General features: G+C 72.6%; 18 protein-coding genes. 4 read left to right on the top strand and 14 right to left on the bottom strand.

The features are described 5' to 3' along the window. Window positions 1-273: 273 nt before the first annotated feature. The 7 genes from pheT to infC form a co-directional block, all read right to left on the bottom strand. Complete coding sequence (pheT, locus tag IF00_RS0108930; protein ID WP_030316095.1) at window positions 274-2802, bottom strand: phenylalanine--tRNA ligase subunit beta; 2529 nt, start codon at window positions 2800-2802, stop codon at window positions 274-276. Then, window positions 2802-3929 (bottom strand): phenylalanine--tRNA ligase subunit alpha, encoded by a 1128-nt coding sequence (pheS, locus tag IF00_RS0108925; protein WP_030316093.1) that lies wholly within the window; start codon window positions 3927-3929, stop codon window positions 2802-2804. Before pheS ends, pheT begins: the two co-directional genes overlap by 1 nt. Before the next feature lie 177 nt (window positions 3930-4106). Then, window positions 4107-5276 carry a sensor histidine kinase gene (locus IF00_RS0108920; protein WP_030316092.1) on the bottom strand — a complete coding sequence of 390 codons (1170 nt, stop codon included), beginning with the start codon at window positions 5274-5276 and terminating at the stop codon, window positions 4107-4109. Between the two features lie 81 nt (window positions 5277-5357). Continuing rightward, window positions 5358-6197 carry a TrmH family RNA methyltransferase gene (locus IF00_RS0108915; RefSeq protein WP_030316091.1) on the bottom strand — a complete coding sequence of 280 codons (840 nt, stop codon included), beginning with the start codon at window positions 6195-6197 and terminating at the stop codon, window positions 5358-5360. Between the two features lie 234 nt (window positions 6198-6431). After that, the gene (rplT, locus tag IF00_RS0108910; protein ID WP_015032398.1) at window positions 6432-6818 is read right to left on the bottom strand and encodes a 50S ribosomal protein L20; all 387 of its coding nucleotides are present in this window, start codon (window positions 6816-6818) and stop codon (window positions 6432-6434) included. A gap of 107 nt (window positions 6819-6925) precedes the next feature. Then, window positions 6926-7120 (bottom strand): 50S ribosomal protein L35, encoded by a 195-nt coding sequence (gene rpmI, locus IF00_RS0108905; protein WP_030316087.1) that lies wholly within the window; start codon window positions 7118-7120, stop codon window positions 6926-6928. 124 nt (window positions 7121-7244) lie between these two features. Continuing rightward, window positions 7245-7994 (bottom strand): translation initiation factor IF-3, encoded by a 750-nt coding sequence (gene infC, locus IF00_RS0108900; RefSeq protein ID WP_078944590.1) that lies wholly within the window; start codon window positions 7992-7994, stop codon window positions 7245-7247. Between the two features lie 287 nt (window positions 7995-8281). Between infC and IF00_RS0108895 the strand changes: the two genes are divergently transcribed. Beyond that, window positions 8282-8668, top strand: coding sequence for a DUF1844 domain-containing protein (locus IF00_RS0108895; protein ID WP_030316083.1), 387 nt, complete (start codon window positions 8282-8284; stop codon window positions 8666-8668). Between the two features lie 10 nt (window positions 8669-8678). On the opposite strand, the gene IF00_RS0108890 is transcribed toward IF00_RS0108895, so the two are convergent. From IF00_RS0108890 to IF00_RS0108880, 3 genes are all read right to left on the bottom strand, one after another. Beyond that, window positions 8679-9410, bottom strand: coding sequence for an SseB family protein (locus IF00_RS0108890; RefSeq protein ID WP_030316081.1), 732 nt, complete (start codon window positions 9408-9410; stop codon window positions 8679-8681). A 100-nt stretch (window positions 9411-9510) separates the two neighbouring features. Then, window positions 9511-10674, bottom strand: a complete 1164-nt coding sequence (mycP, locus tag IF00_RS0108885) for a type VII secretion-associated serine protease mycosin (RefSeq protein WP_030316079.1) — start codon at window positions 10672-10674, stop codon at window positions 9511-9513. Further along, on the bottom strand, window positions 10671-11798 hold the full coding sequence (locus IF00_RS0108880; RefSeq protein WP_030316076.1) for a hypothetical protein: 1128 nt from the start codon (window positions 11796-11798) through the stop codon (window positions 10671-10673). The genes mycP and IF00_RS0108880 overlap by 4 nt, the downstream gene beginning before the upstream one ends. A 790-nt stretch (window positions 11799-12588) precedes the next feature. Between IF00_RS0108880 and IF00_RS0108875 the strand changes: the two genes are divergently transcribed. After that, window positions 12589-13791 (top strand): amino acid deaminase/aldolase, encoded by a 1203-nt coding sequence (locus IF00_RS0108875; protein WP_030316074.1) that lies wholly within the window; start codon window positions 12589-12591, stop codon window positions 13789-13791. A 108-nt stretch (window positions 13792-13899) separates the two neighbouring features. Here the strand turns inward: IF00_RS0108875 and IF00_RS0108870 are convergent, their stop codons facing one another. The 4 genes from IF00_RS0108870 to IF00_RS0108855 form a co-directional block, all read right to left on the bottom strand. Beyond that, window positions 13900-15159, bottom strand: coding sequence for an HAD family hydrolase (locus tag IF00_RS0108870; protein WP_030316073.1), 1260 nt, complete (start codon window positions 15157-15159; stop codon window positions 13900-13902). A 165-nt stretch (window positions 15160-15324) separates the two neighbouring features. Continuing rightward, a complete protein-coding gene (locus IF00_RS0108865) occupies window positions 15325-16125 on the bottom strand; it encodes a 3-oxoacyl-ACP reductase (RefSeq protein WP_030316070.1) in 801 nt (266 codons plus the stop codon). Between the two features lie 6 nt (window positions 16126-16131). Then, the gene (locus IF00_RS0108860) at window positions 16132-17487 is read right to left on the bottom strand and encodes an aldehyde dehydrogenase family protein (protein WP_030316068.1); all 1356 of its coding nucleotides are present in this window, start codon (window positions 17485-17487) and stop codon (window positions 16132-16134) included. Between the two features lie 40 nt (window positions 17488-17527). Beyond that, on the bottom strand, window positions 17528-18892 hold the full coding sequence (locus IF00_RS0108855; protein ID WP_030316067.1) for a glutamine synthetase family protein: 1365 nt from the start codon (window positions 18890-18892) through the stop codon (window positions 17528-17530). A gap of 89 nt (window positions 18893-18981) precedes the next feature. Between IF00_RS0108855 and IF00_RS0108850 the strand changes: the two genes are divergently transcribed. Continuing rightward, on the top strand, window positions 18982-19710 hold the full coding sequence (locus tag IF00_RS0108850; RefSeq protein ID WP_030316064.1) for a FadR/GntR family transcriptional regulator: 729 nt from the start codon (window positions 18982-18984) through the stop codon (window positions 19708-19710). 117 nt (window positions 19711-19827) lie between these two features. After that, a complete protein-coding gene (gene eat / locus IF00_RS0108845; protein ID WP_030316063.1) occupies window positions 19828-21282 on the top strand; it encodes an ethanolamine permease in 1455 nt (484 codons plus the stop codon). Window positions 21283-21357: the final 75 nt, after the last annotated feature.

Here is a 21357-nt window from a genome sequence, read left to right as displayed (position 1 = left end):
AGCCCCGACAGCGCCCGAAGGCCCTGCGGCCCACAGGTCCGCCCCTGCGGCCGCGTCGATTCTGCCGACCGCACGGCCCACCGGGGAACACCCCCCGACGATCTCACCCGAAGGAGTGAGCACCCACGGCGCGCCGTCCTCCGCCAGGCCTCCGCCACGCACACGCCTGAACGAACACCGAATCCACGTACGACACTTCGGAGACCGCACACGCCGGAGGGCCGCACCGGGGAATCCCGGGGCGGCCCTCCTCGTGGTCCGGTGCTACGGCGCTCAGGCGCCGCGCAGCACCGCGCCCGTGCGTTCGGACGCCAGGGCGACCGCCGCGTCGCGGGCCGCGGTGGCCTCTTCGACCGTGAGCGTGCGGTCCGGGGCGCGGAACTTCAGCGCGTACGCCAGGGACTTGGTGCCCTCGCCGAGCTGGTCGCCGGTGTAGACGTCGAACAGCCGGATGGACTCCAGGAGTTCACCCGCGCCCTCGGTGAGGGCGGCCTCGACCTCGGCGGCCGGGACGCCGCCCGCGACGACCAGGGCGACGTCCTGGGTGGCGACCGGGAAGGAGGAGATCCGAGGAGCCTTCACCGGGCCCTCGTTCGCCTTCTCCAGGCGGTCCAGGTCGATCTCCATCGCGCAGGTGCGGGCCGGCAGGCCGAAGGCCTTGACCACGCGCGGGTGGAGCTCGCCGGCGTGGCCGACGAGGACCTTCTCGCCGTCCACCTCGACGTGGAAGGCGGCGCAGCGGCCCGGGTGCCACGGGGCGTGCTGGTCGGCGCTGATGATCAGCTCGACCCCCGCCTCGGCGGCCACGGTCCGGCCGGCCTCGACCGCGTCCGCCCAGTCGGACGGACGGCCCTTGCCCCACCAGCCGGCCTGCTCGCGCGCACCGGCGAGGACGACGGCGGCGCGGCGCGGCTGCGCGGGCAGCACGGCGTTGACCGAGGCGATCTCCTCGTCGGTGGGACGGCGGTCGACGGGCAGCCGGACGGCGACGCCCGGCTGTCCCTCCGGCCGGAAGACCAGACCGGTCTCGAAGAGCGCCAGGTCGTGGCTGCCGCGGCTGTCGTTCCGGCGCAGCGCGCCGAGCAGGCCCGGCAGCAGCGTCGTACGGAGCGCGGGCTCCTCGTCCGAGAGCGGGTTGACCAGCTTCACGAGCCGACGCCGGGCGTCGTCCGCGTCGAGGCCGAGGTTGTCGAGGGCCTGCTCCCCGATGAACGGGTAGTTCAGCGCCTCGACGTAGCCGGCGCCGGCCAGGGCGCGGCCCACGCGGCGGTGGACGCGCTGGCGCTCGGTGAGCCCGCGGCCGGCCGGCGGCTTCGGCAGCGTGGAGGGCAGGTTCTCGTAGCCCTCCAGCCGGATGACCTCTTCGGCGAGGTCGTTCGGCTCGTTGAGGTCGGGGCGCCACGTCGGCACGGTGACGACGAGCTCGTCCTGGCCGTAGACGTCGCAGCCGACCTCCTGGAGGCGGCGGACGACGGTCTCGCGGCCGTAGCCGACGCCCGCGACCTTGTCCGGGTGGTTCGCCGGCATGGTGATCGTGCGCGGCGCGGACGGGGCACTGATCTCGGTGACGCCGGCCTCGGCCGTACCGCCCGCGAGCAGCACGAGCAGGTCGACGCAGCGCTGGGCCGCGGCGGCCGCGGCCTGCGGGTCGACACCGCGCTCGAAGCGCTTGGACGCCTCGGAGGCCAGCTTGTGGCGGCGCGCCGTGCGGGCGATCGAGATCGCGTCGAAGTGCGCGGCCTCGATGACGATCTCGGAGGTGCCGGTGACGACCCCGGTCTCCGGGTCCGTCTCCGGGTCGGCGATCTCCGTGTTGGCGCCGCCCATGACACCGGCGATGCCGATCGGACCGCGGTCGTCGGTGATGACCAGGTCCGCCGCGTCCAGGACGCGGACGGTGCCGTCGAGCGTGGTGATCTTCTCGCCGGCCTCGGCGCGGCGCACTCCGACAGGGCCGTCGAGCCGGCTCCGGTCGTAGGCGTGCAGCGGCTGGCCGAGCTCGAGCATCACGTAGTTCGTGACGTCGACCGCGAGCGAGATCGGACGCATGCCGGCCTTCTGGAGGCGGCGGCGCAGCCAGATCGGGGACCGGGCCTCGGGCTGCAGACCGACGACGGTGCGCGCGGTGAAGCGGTCGCAGCCGATCGGGTCGGTGACCCGGACCGGGTAGCCGTACGAGTTGGGCGCGGGCACGTCGAGCAGCGCCGGGTCGCGCAGCGGCAGGCCGTACGCGATGGCGGTCTCGCGGGCGACGCCGCGCATCGAGAGGCAGTAGCCGCGGTCCGGGGTGACGGCGATGTCGAGGACCTCGTCGTACAGCTCCAGGAGCTTGGTGGCGTCGATGCCGATCTCGAGCTCCGGCGGCAGCACGATGATGCCGTGGGTGCCGTCGTCGCCCATGCCGAGCTCGTCGCCGGAGCAGATCATGCCCCGGGAGACCCGGCCGTACGTCTTGCGCTCGGCGATCCGGAAGTCACCGGGGAGCACGGCGCCGGGCAGGGCCACGACGACCTTGTCGCCGGCGGCGAAGTTCCGGGCGCCACAGATGATCTCCTGGGGCTCGCCGGTGCCGTTGGCCTGGCCGACGTCGACGGTGCAGAAGCGGATGGGCTTCTTGAACTCCGTCAGCTCCTCGATGGTGAGGACCTTGCCGACCACCAGCGGGCCGGTCAGGCCGGCGCCGAGCTGCTCGACGGTCTCGACCTCGAGGCCTGCCGAAATGAGCTTGGCCTGGACGTCGCGGCCGGTCTCCGTCGCCGGCAGGTCGACGTACTCCCGCAGCCAAGAAAGCGGGACCCGCATCAGATCTCCATCCCGAACGGCCGGGTGAACCGGACGTCACCCTCGACCATGTTTCGCATGTCGTCGACGTTGTGGCGGAACATCAGCATCCGCTCGATGCCGAACCCGAAGGCGAATCCGCTGTACTTCTCGGGGTCCACACCGCAGGCGACGAGCACCTTCGGGTTGACCATGCCGCAGCCGCCCAGCTCGATCCAGCCCTCACTGCCGCAGGTGCGGCAGGGACGGTCCGGGTTGCCGACGGACTCGCCGCGGCAGACGTAGCAGAGCATGTCCATCTCGGCGGACGGCTCGGTGAAGGGGAAGAAGTTCGGACGCAGCCGGGTCTTCATGTCCGGGCCGAAGAGCGCCTGGACCATGTGGTCCAGGGTGCCCTTGAGGTCGGCCATGGTCAGGCCCTCGTCGACGGCGAGCAGCTCGATCTGGTGGAAGACCGGGGTGTGCGTGGCGTCGAGCTCGTCGGTGCGGTAGACGCGGCCGGGGCACACGACGTAGACCGGGGGCTCCCGGTCGATGAGCGTGCGGGCCTGGACCGGCGAGGTGTGGGTGCGCAGCACGACACCGGACTCGTCGCCCGTGGTGCCTTCCGGCCCCTCGACGAAGAAGGTGTCCTGCATCTGGCGCGCCGGGTGGTCCGGTACGAAGTTGAGGGCGTCGAAGTTGAACCACTCCGCCTCGACCTCGGGCCCCTCGGCGACCTCGTACCCCATGGAGACGAACACGTCGGAGACGCGCTCCATGAGCGTGGTCAGCGGGTGGCGGGCACCGGCCGGGACGCGGTCGTACGGCAGGGTGACGTCGACGGCCTCCTCGACGAGGACGCGCGCGTCGCGCTCGGCCTCCAGCTCCGTCTGGCGGGCGGCGAGCGCCTTGGAGACGATGCCGCGGGCCTGGCCCACGAGCTTTCCGGCGGCGGCCTTGGCCTGCGGGGGCAGGGCACCGATCTCCCGGTTGGCGAGCGCCAGCGGCGAGGTGCCGCCGGTGTGCGCCGTCTTCGCGTGCGCGAGCGCGTCGAGGTCGCCCGCGGCGGCGAAGGCGGCGAGCGCCTCGTCCCGCATGCGCTCGATCTCTTCCGGTTTCAGTGCCTCGACCTCAACCGGGTCGTACGACTTATTGGGTGCGGACATCTCTTCCCGTGCTTCCGTTGGCTTGGCTGGGCGGCCCCGCTCGACGTCAAGGGCGCAAACGTGCCAAAGGACGAGTCTAACGGGGTGGGGGGATGCGAATGAGCCCGTGGGCGGCCCGGGCGGCTTTCGATCTCGTCCGATCCTGTCCGATCCGGTCGGACTTCGTGCTGGATCTCGTCAGGCGAGATGGGCCGGGGTGCCGACGGGCAGCATAAATCGGAACTCGGCCCCGCCCCGGGGGGCCCTGCCGACGGTGATGGTTCCGCCGTGGGCCTCGACGACGCCCTTGACGATGTAGAGGCCGAGCCCGGTGCCGCCGCGCTTGCTGCCCCGCCAGAAGCGGGTGAAGACGCGGCTCATCGACTCCTCGGGGATGCCGGGGCCCTCGTCGCTCACGGTGACCTCCGTCCCCTCTTCTCCGTCGGCGCACTTCCTGGCGGGTGCCACCTCGATGGTGACCGTTCCCTCGCCGTGGCGCACCGCATTTTCGAGGAGGTTCCCGAGGATCTGGTCGATCTTGTCGGGGTCGGCCCAGAGCGCGGGCAGTCCGGGCATGATCCGGACGAAGAACCGGTCCGGCGACTGGCCGCCGGTGGTGTGCACGTGGACGTGCCGGCCGATGGCGGCGGCGATGTCCACGGGCTGGCGCCGCACTTCGAGCCGGCCGGAATCGATCCGGGAGATGTCGAGGAGTTCGGCGATGAGCCGCTTGATGCGGCCCGCGTCGGCGTCGACGGTCTCCAGCATGAGCCGCTTCTGATCGTCGTTGAACCGCTCCCACTTGGTGAGGAGGGTGGCGGTGAAGCCCTTGACGGAGGTCAGCGGGGAGCGCAGTTCGTGGGCGACCGTGGCGATGAGCTCGGCGTGGCTGCGCTCGGTGCGGCGGCGCGCCTCGGTGCCGCGCAGACAGATCACGACCCGGCGGACCGGTCCGGTGGGGTGCTCGCGGATGTACCGGGCGGAGACGAGGACCTCTCGGCCTCCGGGGAGCAGCAGATTGCGCTCGGGCTGGCCGCGGCGGGTGGCGAGGCCGCCGTACGGGTCGGTCAGGGCCCACCAGCGGCGTCCCTTGAGGTCTTCGAGCGGCAGCGCCTGGTCGAGGGGGAGGCCGAGGGCCTTGTCGCCGGGGACGGCGGTGATGCGGCTGGCGGCGGTGTTGAAGGTGACGACCCGGCCGGTCTCGTCGGCGACGACGAGTCCGTCGGGCAGGTCGTCGGGAAGCACACCGGCGAACCCGGCGGGGCCGGCCTGGTCCCGGGCGTCCGGCGCGGGCTCCTCGCCCGGCGGCTCCTGGGCGTGCGGCTCGGCGCTCCGTGCCTGTGCGGGACTGTCCGTGCCGACCGTCATCCCCGTTCCCCACCCCTCCGTGTAGCGCAGTGGGCCCCCGAGTGCGTCACTCTACTGGGCGGGGAGGGCGGAATGGACCCCTCAGGCGGAGGTTCGGGGCCGCTGCGCGCGGGCGGAGGCGTACAGGCAGACCGCGGCGGCCGTCGCGAGGTTGAGGCTCTCGGCCTTGCCGTGGATCGGGACGCGGACGACGGCGTCGGCGAGGGCCCGGGTCTCCTCGGGCAGCCCCCAGGCCTCGTTGCCGAAGATCCAGGCGGTGGGCCCGCCCATGGTGCCGGCGTCCAGCTCGGCGTCGAGGTCGTCCTGACCGGCCCCGTCCGCGGCGAGGATCCGTACGCCCGCGCTCTTCAGCCCGGCGACGGCCTGCTCGACGGGGACACCGACGGCGACCGGCAGGTGGAAGAGCGAACCGACCGAGGCCCGGACGGACTTGGGGTTGTACAGGTCGACGGAGGCGTCGGTGAGGACGACCGCGTCGGCGCCGGCGGCGTCGGCGCAGCGCAGTACCGTGCCGGCGTTGCCGGGATCACGTACGTGGGCGAGGACGGCGACCAGCTTGGGGCGGGCCGCGACAATCTCCTCGAACGGCGAGTCGAGGAACCGGCAGACACCGACGAGCCCCTGCGGGGTGACGGTCTGGGAGACCTCGGCGAGGACGGCGTCGGAGGCGTGGTGGACGCGTGCCCCGGCGGCGAGAGCGGCCTCGATGATGGCGCTGTAGCGCTCGGCGGCCTCGACGGTGGTGAAGAGCTCGACGAGCGTGGGCTCTCCGGTGGAGCCGCGGTGCTCGACCGCCTCACGGACGGCCTGCGGGCCCTCGGCGATGAAGAGGCGGTCCTTGCCCCGGAAGTTGCGCTTGGCGAGCCGCCGGGCGGCGACGACGCGCGGGGAACGCGGGGAGATCAGCTCGGGGGTGACCATGAGGTGCGGCGGTTCTCTCTTCGGTGCCGGGTGGCTTCGGGATCCGGGGCTTCGGGGTCCGGGGCTCCGGTGACCGGTCGTGACCTTCGGGGTCCGGTCTCGGGGCCCGGGGTCGGTGGCGCTGCGGGCCTGGGCGGCCCCCTCCACCGAACACCCTTCAGGGGGCAGACGCACCCGGACCCGCAGACGCGTGCGCGCCTGCGGGTCCGGGCAGAGGTACTGCGGCCTGGAAGATCAGGCGGCGGCCTTCGGGGCGTTGACGTCGGCCGGCAGAGCCTTCTGCGCGACCTCGACCAGCGCGGCGAACGCGTTGGCGTCGTTGACGGCCAGCTCGGCGAGGATCTTGCGGTCCACCTCGATGTTGGCGGCCTTCAGACCCTGGATGAGGCGGTTGTACGTCATGCCGTTCAGACGGGCAGCCGCGTTGATGCGCTGGATCCACAGCTGACGGAAGTCGCCCTTGCGCTTCTTGCGGTCGTTGTAGTTGTAGACCAGCGAGTGGGTGACCTGCTCCTTGGCCTTGCGGTACAGGCGCGAGCGCTGACCGCGGTAGCCGGAGGCCGCCTCGAGGATCGCCCGGCGCTTCTTGTGGGCGTTGACTGCCCGCTTGACGCGTGCCACTTGTTAACTCCTTGTAGCGGGGTCGTGGTGGTCCTCACACGACCCGAAAAACGGATGGTTCCCGGTCTTGGCCGGAAGCTCTCGTCGCCGAGAGCGGGAGATCAAACTCAGATGCCCAGCATCTTCTTGATCTTGGCGGCGTCACCCGGGGCCATCTCGGCGTTGCCGGTGAGGCGACGCGTCAGCTTGGACGACTTGTGCTCGAGCAGGTGGCGCTTGCCGGCGCGCTCGCGCAGGATCTTGCCGGTGCCGGTGACCTTGAAGCGCTTCTTGGCACCGGAGTGCGTCTTGTTCTTCGGCATCGCGCCGTATCTCCTCGTCAGTGGCGCTCCCCACCGGTGCGGGCACCGGAGATCCGGGAGCGTCAATTCTTCGTTTGGTGGTTCCGGGCGGGGCCCGGGGCTGCCTGGTTGGCAGCCCCGCGGGTCACGCCTCGGGGTTCTCGGCCGGGGCTTCCGCCTCGGCCTCGACGACCGGAGCCTCAGCAGCCTCGGTCTCGGCGGCCGGAGCCTCGGACGTCTCCTCGGAGGTGACGCCCTGGCGCTCGGCCTTGCGTGCGGCCTGGGCCTCACGCGCCTCGGCCATGGCCTCGGTCTTCTTCTTGTGCGGGCCGAGAACCATGATCATGTTCCGGCCGTCCTGCTTCGGGTTGGACTCGATGAAGCCAAGCTCCTCGACGTCCGACGCCAGCCGCTGCAGCAGCCGGAAACCAAGCTCGGGACGGGACTGCTCACGACCACGGAACATGATCGTGATCTTGACCTTGTCACCCTGCTTGAGGAACCGGACGACGTGACCCTTCTTGGTGTCGTAGTCGTGCGGGTCGATCTTCGGCCGGAGCTTCATCTCCTTGATGACCGTGTGCGCCTGGTTCTTGCGCGCCTCACGGGCCTTCATGGCCGACTCGTACTTGAACTTCCCGTAGTCCATGAGCTTGCACACGGGCGGACGGGCGTTCGCCGCGACCTCGACCAGGTCGAGGTCGTACTCCTGTGCGAGCTCCAGGGCCTTGGCAAGCGGAACAATCCCGACCTGCTCGCCGCTGGGTCCGACAAGTCGCACCTCGGGAACGCGAATCCTGTCGTTGATGCGGGGCTCGGCGCTGATGGATCCTCCTCGGTAGCACCACGCGACCGCCTGGCGGACGGACGCGCATGTCTGTTTCTGTGAGACCAACCGAGCCGGTACATGAAAAATGCCCCGGACGGGACACAGGCGGGGCTCCACAGAAATACCGGAGCACCGCCGCGTTCAACCGCGGGGCGCACATCGGGCGGCTCCATCGTCCGTACGGAACGATGGGCGCCACCTGACCGGTGACCCGCCACCCGCGAGGGTGGTCAGGTGGGAGTACGGGAGCCTCCACTTGTGGGCCGGGCACACACGTGTCCGGCCGGTCGTTACACAAGGTTAGCAGGACCCGGCGGTCTCCGCTAACCGAGGACCGGCATATCGTATGAGGCATGAGCGAGACGCCCCAGAACGAGTCCCCGGACTCCCCCGACACCGCCGATTCCCCCGACTTCGACGCCATGACCCGCGACATCGCGGAGGTCCCCGCGGTCGAGGTGATCGTGACCGTCGCCGTCAACCTGATGAGCGCCGCCGCGGTGAAGCTCGGGCTCACCGAGGAGGGCGACAAGTACAAGGACCTCGACGAGGCCCGCAAGCTGGTGCACGCGCTCGCGGGCCTGCTCGACGCCGGCGCGACGGAGGTCTCGTCCTTCCACGCGGCTCCCCTGCGGGACGGTCTGAAGTCCCTCCAGCTCGCCTTCCGCGAGGCGTCCCTGATCCCGGACGAGCCGGGCCAGGGCCCGGGCGAGAAGTACACCGGGCCGGTGTACGGCTAGCCCTCGTCGCTTACCGCTTGACGTAGAAGGGCTCGCCCGGAGGCGTGGCCGAGGCCGGCAGGAGTGCCAGGTCGAGGCCCCGCACCAGGCGGGCCCTCAGTGTTTCGTCGGCGGCCAGGGCGCGGGCCACGCGCTGGGCGGCCTCCGCCGGGGAGCCGCCCTCGGCGAGGACCAGGGCGAGGGTGCCGTCGGCGGCGCCGGGTCCCAGGTGGGCGCGGAGCACCGCGGGCTCGGCGGCGACGGCGGCCCGTACCGCTTCCCGTACGGCGGGGTCGTCGAGCGGGTCGGCGCTGGTGCGGCCCTCGGCGAGGGCGAGCAGGGCCGGGCCGGTCAGCTGGTACGGCACCGGGCCCGCGAGGTCGAGGACGACCGTGTCGGCCTTCTCGTGCGCGGCGGCCTGGAGCGCCTGGTGGAGCGGGACGGCGACGGGCCGGGCCTCCGGGTCCCACAGGGCGAGCGAGGCGATCGAGGTGAACGCGGGCAGGGCACGCCGGTCGCCGGCCGTCAGCGTGGGGACCGCCATGTCGCTGGTCTTCTCGCGCCGCAGGCCGTTCTCGTCGGTCTCGACCTCGCCGAGGACGGCGACGACGGGGACGAGCAGCCGGGCCTCCCTCAGCGCGTCGAGGACGGGGCCGTGGGCGGTTCTGTCCTCCGCCCAGGCCGCGAGGGCCGCGGCGAGCCGCGGGTCGGCCGTGCCGTCGTCGTCGGAGAAACCGGGGTCCGGAATGTTCTTGAGCGCCACGCACCGAGCCTAACCGCCGGGCGGGGGCGACCGGTCCGCCGGGCTCCCAGGGGGTGTCTCGTCGATCAGGGCGAGCCCGGCCCGATCGGCACGACACCCCCTACGAGCGGTGGGCGCGGCGGAGGATGACGGCGGTGAGGAGGAGCAGGGCGCCGAGGCCGCCGGTGAGCGGGGCGAGCAGGCCGATGGGGCTGCTCTCCTCGGGGGCGGGGAGCGGTCCGGGGCCGAAGTAGCGGCCCTGGTAGCCGGTGGCCGTGGCCTTGGGGTCACCGCCCTTGAGCTTCGCGCCGGCCTCGATCGCGGCGGCCGGGTCGACCGTTCCGTACCCCTTGGCGTCGCTGCGGCCGCCCTGGGGGCGGCTGCGGGCGGTGTCGATGAGGAGCCGCTTGACCTGGGCCGGGGTGAGGTCGGGGTGCGCGGAGCGGACGAGGGCGACGGCTCCGGAGGCGAACGCGGCGGCGGCGCTCGTTCCCCAGCCCTCGTAGTAGCGGCGGTCGGGGTCGGCGATGGCGATGTCGACACCGGGGGCGCTGACGGTGGCGTACCAGCGGCGGGTGGAGAAGGAGGCGTGGGTGCCGTAGCGGTCGACCGCGGTGACGGCGATGACGCCGGGGTAGGCGGCGGGGTACGAGATGTGGTCGCCCTTCTCGCCGCCGTTGCCGGCGGAGGCGACGACGGAGACGCCCTTCGCGAGCGCGTACTGGACGGCGGCGTCCTCCCCGGCGTCCGGGTGGGCGGACTTGGAGTCGTCGCCCAGGGACATGTTGATGACGTCGGCGCCGTGGTCGGCGGCCCACCGGATGCCTTCGGCCAGCGCGGTTCCCCGGGTCTTGCGGGCCTTGTCGCGGGACTTGTCGGTGCCTTCGAGGATGACCCGGACGGGCAGGATCCTGGCGTCGGGGGCGATGCCGAGGACGCCGTCGCCGCCGTCGGGGCCGTGGCCGTGCCCGGCGATGATCCCGGCCATGGCCGTGCCGTGCCGGGCCCAGGCGCGGTCGCCCCGGGAGGCGCCGAAGCCGACGAGGTCGCGGCCGGTGAGGACCGAACCCTCGAGGTCGGGATGCTGGGCGTCGACGCCGGTGTCGAGGACGGCGACGGTGATGCCCTCGCCCTTGGTGGTCCGCCAGGCCTCCGTCGTGTGGAGGGCCTGGAGGCCCCACTGCCGGGCCCTGATGGTGTCGGCGTACGCGGGTGTGGTGGTGGCGGGGAGGACGGCGAAGGCGGTGGCGAGGAGGACGGCCGCGGGGGTACGGAGGCGGGTCACCGGGCGTCCTTCCGCTTGTCCTTCTCCGGCGGGGCGACGGCCGTGCGCAGCAGCTGCTCGAAGCGGAGGGTGATGTTCTTGGCCTCGTGGCCGAGGCCGGACTGCGCGGTGGCGTCGGTACGGCCCGCGGTCATGGCGCGGTCGGCGGGCTGCGGGGCGTCGACGGCACGGCCGTCGGCGAAGCCGGAGACGGCGGTGACGACGACGGGCAGGTCGGTGGGGGCGTTCAGCCACCACCCGGCCCGCTGCTGCGCGCCGAAGCGGGCTGCGACGGTGCCGGGGCCGGAGAGCGCCGGCGGGACGTCCTGGCCGAGGCGGGTGGTGAGGCCCTGGCCGAGGGTTCGCTGCGTGGCGGCCTCGGCACGGGTGAAGACGAGACCGACGGTGATCACGCTGCTGGCGGTGGCGTCGGTGTACGTGGCGCGCAGGACGCGCTCGCAGCCGAGCGGCTGGAGGGTGGCGAGCAGGCCCTTGGCCAGGACGGCCGGCGAGCACGCGGCGTCGGGGGCGACGACGATCCGGGTCCAGGTACGGGCGGCGCCGCCCGGTCCCGCGGCGGGCCCCGCGAGGGTGCGGGGGAAGAGGGTGTCGACGGGGGCGTTGTGCCAGAGGTCCTTGGCCTGGGTGTACCCGGCGGGTTCGGCGGGCTCCCCGGGCTCGGCGGCGGCCAGCCACACGCCGGCGAGGGCCCCGCCGATGAGCCCGATCCCCAGCACGGCGCAGACGCCGACGGCGATGGCCCGCCCCGTCCGCCGCTCGCGCACGGGCCGGAGCCGCGTGGTGGTCTCGGCGGGGGTCTCGGGCGGCAGCGCGGCGGTGGCGGCCCGGTGGGTGCCGTGGCCCTGGAGGTGGCCGAACGGGGTGGCGTGGGGCCGGGCGTGGTGGGGCACGGCGTGCGGGAGCGGACCTGCGGTGCCGGAGGCGCCCGTGTACGCGGTGGCGACCGGAGCGGGGCCTGATGCGGCGGGCGCGGGGTTCGTCCGGCGGGGCGTCGGCCGGGCGGGCGCGGGGGCCGTCGGCGCGGGCTGCGACCCGGGGGCGGTGGTGCCTGTGCCCGGCCGCGGAGGGGTGGCGGGCGCGGTCTGCCAGGGGGTGCCGGGCGCCGGAGCGACGGGCCCGGGCATCGGCCGGCTCGGAGGGGCCGCCGTCGAACCCGTGGCGGAGGCGGAGGTCACGGCGGAGACCGGCGAAGCCGGAGGAACCGCCGGGCGGGAGGGTGTCGCCGGGGCGCTCGTCGGGCGGGGCGGTGTCGCCTCTGCCGAACCCACGGGGCCGGTCGTCGGGCGGGGCGCAGCGGCGGACGGGGGCGCGGAACCCGTCGCCGGAGGCATCGGCTGCGAAGCCGCCGAGTTCGCCCGCGGCGGAGTCGCCGGAGGGGGCACCGGACGGGACCCGGACGGGGGTGAGGCTGCCGGACCGGACGCCGGAGCGGTCGAACCCGGACGCGGGGACGTGCCCGCGGGAGGGGCTGCCGGGCCGGACGTCGCAGATGCGGGGCGGCTTGGAGCCGTACGCCCGGGCGGGCTTGACGGAGCAGTCGGCGCGGTCGTGGGGCGGGGCGGGGTCCCGGCCGTCGAGGCCGTCGACCCGGTCGCCGGGCGGGGAGCGCGCTCAGCCGGCCTCGGGAGGGCCGCCGGGGCCGTCGCGGCCACCGATCCGGCTCCCGGCGTCGGCGGCGTGTCCCCCGGCCTGATCGGCCGCAGCCGCGTCGTCATCTCCATCTCGGACGGGGCCGGTGCCGGGTCCGGTCGGAGGAGGGCGTCCGTGATGCGGGAGGTCGTGCCGGGGCGCTGTTCGCCGGTCATCCCCGTCCCCCCGCTCGTGTCGACAATGCCCGTCACTCTACGGGCTGTTCCCCCTGGTACGGGAACCCAGGGGCTACCCACCCGTAAACCTGTCTGGCAAGCTCGGGCCATGACTCCCCGTGCCGCCGACCGGGCCCGATACGACCGGGCCACCGCTCATCTCGACGCGCCCGTGGCGATCGTCGATCTGGAGGCCTTCGACGCCAACGCGGACGACCTCGTGCGCCGGGCCGGCGGCAAGCCCGTCCGGGTCGCGAGCAAGTCCGTGCGGTGCCGGGCGCTCCTGGAGCGGGTGCTGGCGCGGGAGGGCTTCGCCGGGATCATGTCGTTCACGCTCGACGAGTCGCTGTGGCTGGCCCGTGCCGGGTTCGATGACGTCCTCCTCGCCTATCCGTCGGCGGACCGCACCGGGTTCGGTGAGCTGGCGCGTGATCCGAAGCTGGCCGCCGCGGTGACGGTGATGGTCGACGACGTGGCGCAGCTGGATCTGATCGACGCTTCCCGCGCGGGCGGGACGGAGGAGGTCCGGGTCTGTCTGGAGCTGGACACGGCGCTCAGCCTCCTCGGCGGCCGGATCCGAGTCGGCGCCCGTCGCTCCCCGCTGCGCGAGCCCGCGCAACTCGCGGAGCTGGCCCGATCGGTGGTGCGGCGCCCCGGGTTCCGGCTGGTCGGGATCATGGCGTACGAGGGGCATGTCGCGGGTGTCGGGGACTCCCTCGCGGGCCGGCCGCTGCGGTCGCGGGTGATCCGGCTCATGCAGGCGGCGGCCCGCCGGGAGCTGGCCGAGCGCAGGGCGGCCGTGGTGCGTGCCGTACGGGCCGTGGCGCCGGACCTGGAGTTCGTGAACGGCGGCGGCACCGGCAGCGTCCAGCACACGGCCGCCGAGGACGCGGTGACGGAGATCGCCGCGGGTTCGGGGCTCTTCGTGCCGCGGCTCTTCGACAACTACACCTCGTTCAGCGGCCGGCCCGCGGCTCTCTTCGCGCAGCCCGTCGTCCGCCGGCCGGGGGTCGGGGTGGTGACCGTGCTCGGCGGCGGCTATCCGGCGTCCGGGGCTGCGGGGCCCGACCGGCTGCCCGTGCCGTATCTGCCCGAGGGGCTCGCGTACGACCCCCAGGAGGGTCCGGGCGAGGTGCAGACCCCGCTGATCGGCTCGCCCGCCGACGATCTGCGGATCGGCGACAAGGTGTGGTTCCGGCATGCGAAGGCGGGCGAGCTGTGTGAGCGGTTCGCGAGTCTGCAGCTGATCGAGGGGGATCGGATCACCGCCGCCGTGCCCACGTACCGGGGCGAGGGCCGGACCTTCCTCTAGGCCTTCCCTCTGACGCCTTTCCTCCGAAGCCTTTCCTCCGAAGCCTTTCCTCCGAAGCCTTTCCTCCGAAGCCTCCTCGCTCTGGGCCCTTCGGCCCTCCGGGGGCCTTCAGAAGACCTTGTCCGGCTGGTCCGGGATCATGCTTCCGTCGGACCGCCGGACCGGCTCCGCCGTGCCGTCGCCCGCCGTGTAGCCGGTGCTCGCGCAGGGGTACGGGGTGGCCTTCCGCTGCTTCGGCTCGATGAACATGGGGTTGACGATCCAGCGGCCGTCGCCGTTCTCGTACGCCCGGCACATGAGTTCGTTCTTGTTGCGGTTGAGGACCAGCCGCAGGCCGGTGGCGTCCCGCAGGAACGAGACGTCCGTGTCGGAGTCGCCCGCGGCGAACACCTGGCGCCGGGAGGCGGGCTGCACACGCTCGGCGGCGGGGCCCCGGACTCCGAAGATCTCCTGGTTGATCCAGCAGCGCTTGCCGTCGATGTAGGTGATCATCGTGTCTTCGCCGTCCCGTACCGACCCGCAGCCCTTGAGGTGCGCGGTGAGCCGGCCGCGGTCGGTGGTGTTGCGGATGCCGATGGCGTGGGAAGGTGCGACGCCGACGCCCTTCGCCCAGACGTCGACGACGGGTTCGGGCGAGGCGGAGACGATCCAGACGTCGAAGCCGGCGTCCCGCAGGGTGCGGACCAGGTCGCGCTGCTGCGGGTAGTAGCGGACCCAGCCGGTGACCCGGGTGGTGCCGACGAGCTGGGTGGCGCCCTGCGGGGCGGCGAGGTTCTCGGCGCGGGCGGCGGCGGCGAACGACTCGACCTGGCGGGTGGTCCAGCCGTGCAGGAGCTGGGCGAGCCAGGCGTACTGGGGCTCCATCCGACGGCGGTCGTGGCCTTCGAAGGCGGTCTTCCCGGTCGTGGTGGCGCCCGAGGCGTAGACGGAGAGGAGCTCGTCGGCGCAGCGGGTGTCGGTGGCCGTGGGCAGGACGCGTACTCCGGTGGGACAGGCCTCGCCGAGGGCGGTGGCCGCCTCCGGGGTGAGATGGCGGCTGGTGGTGGACCAGTCACCCTGCCGGGGCGGGCGCACACGGTCGTTGCGGAGCAGCCAGTGGAAGGTGGCGTCGCCGACGTCGTTCTTGATGACGGTGTTGTCCCAGTCGAAGACCGCGACGGGCTTCCCTCCCTTGGCTCCCTTGTCCTGGCAGTGGTCCGCGATCAGTCGGTCGATGCGCGCCTTGTTCTCTCCGTACCAGCCGTCGGAGATCCGCAGGGTCGGGCACGCGCTCGGCGCTGCCTCGGCGGTCCGGGCGCCGGAGACGAGGGTGGTCGCGGCGAGGGCGAGGGCCGCGGTGGCCGCGGACGTGCGGAGTCGGTGGTTCATGATCACGCTCCTGTCGGGACTGTCGGGACTGTCTGGCCGTCGGGGCTGCTCGGGCTGTCCGGGCTGTCCGGGCTGTCCGGGCTCCCGGACACCAAGCAGCCGGGCGCCTTGCGACGCCCGGCTGCCGGGTGGGGATGTGGGGGGTGTGGGGGGTGTGGCGGCGGTCTAGAGGGGCGTCACGTACGCGCCCGCGATGCCTCCGTCGACCAGGAAGTCGCTGGCGTTGACGAAGGACGAGTCGTCGCTCGCGAGGAAGGCGACCGCCGCCGCGATCTCCTCGGCCTCGGCGAAGCGGCCGACCGGGATGTGGACCAGGCGGCGCGCGGCCCGCTCGGGGTCCTTGGCGAACAGCTCCTGGAGGAGTGGGGTGTTCACCGGTCCGGGGCACAGGGCGTTGACGCGGATGCCCTCGCGGGCGAACTGCACGCCCAGCTCGCGGGACATCGCGAGCACGCCGCCCTTGGAGGCGGTGTACGAGATCTGGCTGGTGGCCGCGCCCATGATCGCGACGAAGGAGGCGGTGTTGATGATGGAGCCCTTGCCCTGGCGGCGCATGTACGGCAGGGCGGCCTTGCAGCACAGGTAGACCGAGGTGAGGTTGACGTCCTGGACGCGCTTCCAGGCCTCGAGACCGGTCTCCAGGATGGAGTCGTCGTCGGGCGGCGAGATGCCGGCGTTGTTGAAGGCGATGTCGACGGAGCCGTAGGTGTCGAAGGCGGTCTTGAACAGCGCCTCGACCTGCTCGGGGTCGGTGACGTCGACCTTGACGAAGGTTCCGCCGACCTCCTCGGCGGCGGCCTTGCCGGCGGTCTCGTCGATGTCGCCGCAGACGACGTTGGCGCCCTCGGAGGCGAGGCGGCGGGCGGTGGCGAGGCCGATCCCGCTGCCGGCTCCGGTGATGACGGCGGTGCGGCCGACGAGCCGGCGGCAGACGATCTCTTCGGTGCTGGTGCTGGTGCTGGTCATGTCTGCTCAGGCCTCCGTGCTGATGAAGACGTTCTTGGTTTCGGTGAAGGCGGTCAGTGCGTCGGGGCCGAGTTCGCGGCCGAGGCCGGACTGCTGGTAGCCGCCGAACGGAGTCCAGTAGCGGACGCTGGAGTGGGAGTTGACGGAGAGGTTGCCGGCCCGGACGGCGCGCGAGGCGCGCAGCGCGCGGCCGACGTCCCGGGTCCAGATCGAGCCGGACAGGCCGTACTCGGTGGCGTTGGCGAGGCGGATCGCGTCGGCCTCGTCCTCGAAGGGGAGGACGACGGCGACGGGCCCGAAGACCTCCTCGACGGCGCAGGGGGCGTCCTCGGAGACGCCGGTGAGGACGGTCGGCGGGAACCAGAAGCCGGGGCCCTCGGGAGCCTTGCCGCGGATTCCGGGGAGGTCGTCCGGCACGTAGGAGCGGACGCGGTCGAGCTGGGCGCGGGAGATGAGCGGACCCATCTGGGTGCGCTCGTCGGCGGGGTCGCCGACGACGATCTCCTCGATCGCGGGGGTGAGCAGCTCCATGAAGCGGTCGTACGCGCTCCGCTGGACGAGGATGCGCGTTCGGGCGCAGCAGTCCTGGCCGCTGTTGTCGAGGAAGGACATGGGCGCGGCCGCGGCGGCGGCTTCGAGGTCCGCGTCGGCGAACACGATGTTGGGGCTCTTGCCGCCGAGTTCGAGGGTGACCCGCTTCACCTGGCCGGCACACTTCGCCATGATCGACTTGCCGACCCTGGTGGAACCCGTGAAGACGATCTTGGCGACGCCGGGGTGTCCGACGAGGGCGTCGCCCGCGACCGGGCCGGTGCCGGGGAGGACCTGGAAGAGGCCTTCGGGCAGGCCCGCCTCCAGGGCGAGTTCGGCGAGCCGGAGCGCGGTGAGGGGGGTGGTCTCGGCGGGCTTGAGGAGGACGGCGTTGCCGGCGGCGAGGGCGGGCGCGGTCGCCCAGGCGGCGATCGGCATGGGGAAGTTCCAGGGGGCGATGACGCCGACGACCCCGAGCGGTTCGAGGATCGTGATGTCCAGGCCGCCGGCCACCGGGATCTGGCGCCCGTTGAGGCGCTCCACTCCCCCGGCGGAGAAGTCGAGGAGGTCGCGGACGTTGCCGGCCTCCCAGCGGGCGTTGCCGATGGTGTGGCCCGCCTCGGTGACTTCGAGGCGTGCCAGTTCCTCGACGTGGTCGTCGACGACGGCGGCGAAGCGGCGCAGCAGCCGGGCGCGGTCGGCGGGCGCGGCGGCGGCCCAGCCGCGCTGGGCGGCGGCGGCCCGTGCGACGGCGGCGTCCACGTCGGCCGGGGTGGCTGCGGGGACGGTGGCGACCGTCTCCTCGGTCGCCGGGTTCAGTACCTGGAGCAACTCGTTCCTCTCGGCGGTGTTCGTGTCGACGGCGTTCGCGTCAGTGGCGTTCGAAGGAGCGGCGCAGCTCCCAGTCCGTCACGGCCGCGTCGAAGGCGTCGAGTTCGACGCGGGCCATGTTGCGGTAGTGGGCGACCACCTCGTCCCCGAAGGCGGCCTTGGCGATCTCGCTGGTCTCCCAGAGTTCGGCGGCCTCGCGCAGGGTGGTGGGCACGTGCGCGTACTCGGCGGTGTAGGCGTTCCCGGTGCAGGGCTCGGGGAGTTCGAGCTTCTGCTCGATGCCGTACAGACCGGCGGCGACCAGGCCCGCGACGGCCAGGTACGGATTGACGTCGCCGCCCGGGAGGCGGTTCTCGAAGCGGGTGGAGCGGCCGTGGCCGACGACCCGGAGCGAGCACGTGCGGTTGTCGTGGCCCCAGGCGACGGCGGTGGGCGCGAAGGAGCCGGGCTGGAACCGCTTGTAGGAGTTGATGTTGGGGGCGTAGAGGAGGGAGAAGTCACGGAGGGCGGCGAGCTGTCCGGCGAGGAAGTGTCGCATGGTCGCGGACATGCCGTGGGCGTCGTCCCCGGCCATCACGTTCGTCCCTTCGGCATCCTGAAGGGAGAGGTGGATGTGGCAGGAGTTGCCCTCGCGCTCGTTGTACTTCGCCATGAAGGTGAGCGAGTAGCCCTCCTGGGCGGCGATCTCCTTGGCGCCCGTCTTGTAGACGGCGTGTCCGTCGCAGGTGACGAGGGCCTCGTCGTACTTGAAGGCGATCTCGTGCTGGCCGGGGTTGCACTCGCCCTTGGCGGACTCGACGGTGAGTCCGGCGCCGGTCATCTCGTTGCGGATGCGGCGCAGGAGGGGTTCGATGCGTCCGGTGCCGAGGACGGAGTAGTCGATGTTGTACTGGTTGGCGGGGGTGAGGCCGCGGTAGTTCGCGTCCCAGGCCTGCTCGTAGCTGTCCTTGAAGACGATGAACTCGAGCTCGGTGCCGACGTGGGCGGTGAAGCCGTGCTCCGCGAGACGCTCCAGCTGGCGCCGGAGGATCTGGCGGGGCGCCGCGACGACGGGGGTGCCGTCGCCCCACGCGAGGTCCGCCGTCACCATGGCGGTGGCCTCGTTCCAGGGGAGCCGGCGGAGGGTGGTGAGGTCGGGGTGCATCGCGAAGTCGCCGTAGCCGCGGTCCCAGGAGGACATCTCGAAGCCGTCGACGGTGTTCATCTCGGTGTCGACGGCCAGGAGATAGTTGCACCCCTCGGTGCCGTGGCCGAGGACCTCGTCCAGGAAGAACGGGGCGGCGAACCGCTTGCCCTGGAGCCGCCCCTGCATGTCGGGGAAGGCCAGGACGACGGTGTCGATCTCGCCGCTCGCGACGAGGGCACGGAGCTCCTCGACGGTGAGCGGGGGTTTGCGGTCTGCCACGGGATTGCTCCTCCTTCGGCCTGCCGGAAGCCATAAGGTATTGCGGAAGACCATTGCTTGGGAAGTGCTGACGAGAGGGAATCGACAACGTGGCCAGTACGAGTGAATCGGCGGACCGGCTGACGCCCGTGCTGCGGCCGGTCCGGGCGGGCAACGGCTTCGAGGAGGCCCTGGAGCAGATCCTCCAGGTCGTACGGCTCGGACTCGTGCCCGACGGGGAGCGGCTGCCCGCCGAGCGGGAGCTGGCCGACCGGATGGGGATCAGCCGGGTGACCCTGCGCGAGGTCCTCAAGGTCCTCCAGGAACAGGGCCTCGTGGAGAGCCGGCGCGGCCGCTACGGCGGAACGTTCGTACTCCCCCGCGTCCAGACCGCCGACGAGGACGAGCTGCGCCGCCGGATCGCCACCGTCGACATGGAGGACACCCTGCGCTTCCGGGAGGTCCTGGAGGTCGGGGCCGCCGGGCTCTGTGCGGCCCACGGTCTCGACGCGGCGGGCGCCGAGCGGCTGCGGACGGCCGTGGCGGCCACCCATGACGCCCCGCTGGCCGACTACCGCCGTCAGGACACCCTGCTCCACCTCACCCTGGCCGAGCTCTCCGGCTCGCCGTCGCTCACCGCGCAGTACGCCGCCGTCCGGGCGACCGTGAACGACCTGCTCGACTGCATCCCGCTGCTCGTGCGCAACCTGGAGCACTCCCAGCACCAGCACACCGCCCTGGTGGAGGCGGTCCTGGACGGGGACGCGGACGCGGCGCGCGAGGTGATGCGGGAGCACTGCTCCGGGACGGCGGCGCTGCTGCGGGGGTTCCTGACATGAGACGGGCGTCCCCGGGTACGTAACCCGAAAGTAACGCACGGGGGTTGCGCTCTCCCGTCAGCACCGCAAAGGTATGGCTCCAATCCATTGGGCCTGTTGCGGGGAGCTGACGCTGCCATGACGCTCGAAGAAACCACCGGGAGCTCCGGAGGCACCACCCCACCGCAGGACGACTATCTGGAGCGCCGCGCACTGCGCCGCGGCAGCGCCGGGTGGCTGCTGCTCACCGGGCTCGGCGTCGCCTACGTCGTCTCCGGGGACTTCTCCGGCTGGAACATCGGCCTCTCCAAGGGCGGCTTCGGCGGACTCGCCATCGCCACGGTCCTGATGGGCGCGATGTACGCCTGTCTGGTCTTCGCCCTCGCCGAACTCTCCGCCATCCTGCCCACCGCGGGCGGCGGTTACGGCTTCGCCCGCCGGGCCCTCGGCACCTGGGGCGGGTTCCTCACCGGCACCGCGATCCTCATCGAGTACATCCTCGCGCCCGCCGCGATCTCCATCTTCATCGGCGACTACGTCGAGTCCCTCGGCCTCTTCGGCCTGGAGTCGGGCTGGCCCGTCTATCTGGTCTGCTTCGCGCTCTTCATCGGGATCCACCTGTGGGGCGTGGGCGAGGCCCTGCGCTTCAGCCTGATCGTGACGGCCATCGCGGTCGCGGCCCTCGTCGTCTTCGCGCTCGGCGCCCTCACCGACTTCCACGTCGACGGACTGAACGACATCCCGGTCGACGGCGAGGCCTTCGGGGCCAACTCCTGGCTGCCGTTCGGTCTGCTGGGGATCTGGGCGGCGTTCCCCTTCGGCATGTGGTTCTTCCTCGGCGTGGAGGGTGTGCCGCTCGCCGCCGAGGAGGCGAAGGACCCGGTGCGGTCGATGCCGAAGGCGCTCGCGATCTCCATGGGCATCCTGGTGCTGCTCGCCGTGATGACCTTCTTCGCCGCGACCGGGGCGCGCGGCGCGGCCGCCGTACAGGAGGCGGGAAACCCGCTGGTCGTGGCGCTCCAGGGCGACGGGGAGCCGACCGCGCTCAGCCGTTTCGTGAACTACGCGGGCCTCGCCGGCCTGGTCGCCTCCTTCTTCTCCCTCATCTACGCCGGCTCGCGCCAGCTGTTCGCCCTCTCCCGGGCGGGCTACCTGCCCCGCTTCCTCTCCCTCACCAGCCGCCGCAAGTCGCCGTACCTGGGACTCCTGATCCCGGGCGCGATCGGCTTCGCGCTCGCCGCCGGGACCGGGGACGGGGCCCGGATGCTCAACATCGCCGTGTTCGGCGCCACCATCTCGTACGCCCTGATGGCGCTCTCCCACATCGTGCTGCGGCGCCGCGAACCGGGCCTGCACCGGCCGTACCGCACGCCCGGCGGAATCGTCACCTCGTCGGTGGCGTTCGTCCTGGCCCTTTCGGCCCTCGTCGCGACGTTCCTGGTGGACCGGACGGCGGCGTTCATGGCACTCGGGGTGTACGCGATCGCCCTCGCCTACTTCGCGTTCTACAGTCGACACCATCTGGTGGCCAGGGCGCCCGAGGAGGAGTTCGCCGCGCTCGCGGCCGCCGAGGCCGAGCTCGCGCGCGACTGACCGTCCGCACCCGGTCCCCCACACTCCCCGCACCCCCGTCCCGTTCACCCGCTCCCGTACACCGCTCTCCCGGAG

This window comes from Streptomyces flavochromogenes (assembly GCF_000717595.1).
GTDB classification, from domain to species: domain Bacteria; phylum Actinomycetota; class Actinomycetes; order Streptomycetales; family Streptomycetaceae; genus Streptomyces; species Streptomyces flavochromogenes.
This window is presented reverse-complemented; position numbering and strand designations above follow the sequence as displayed.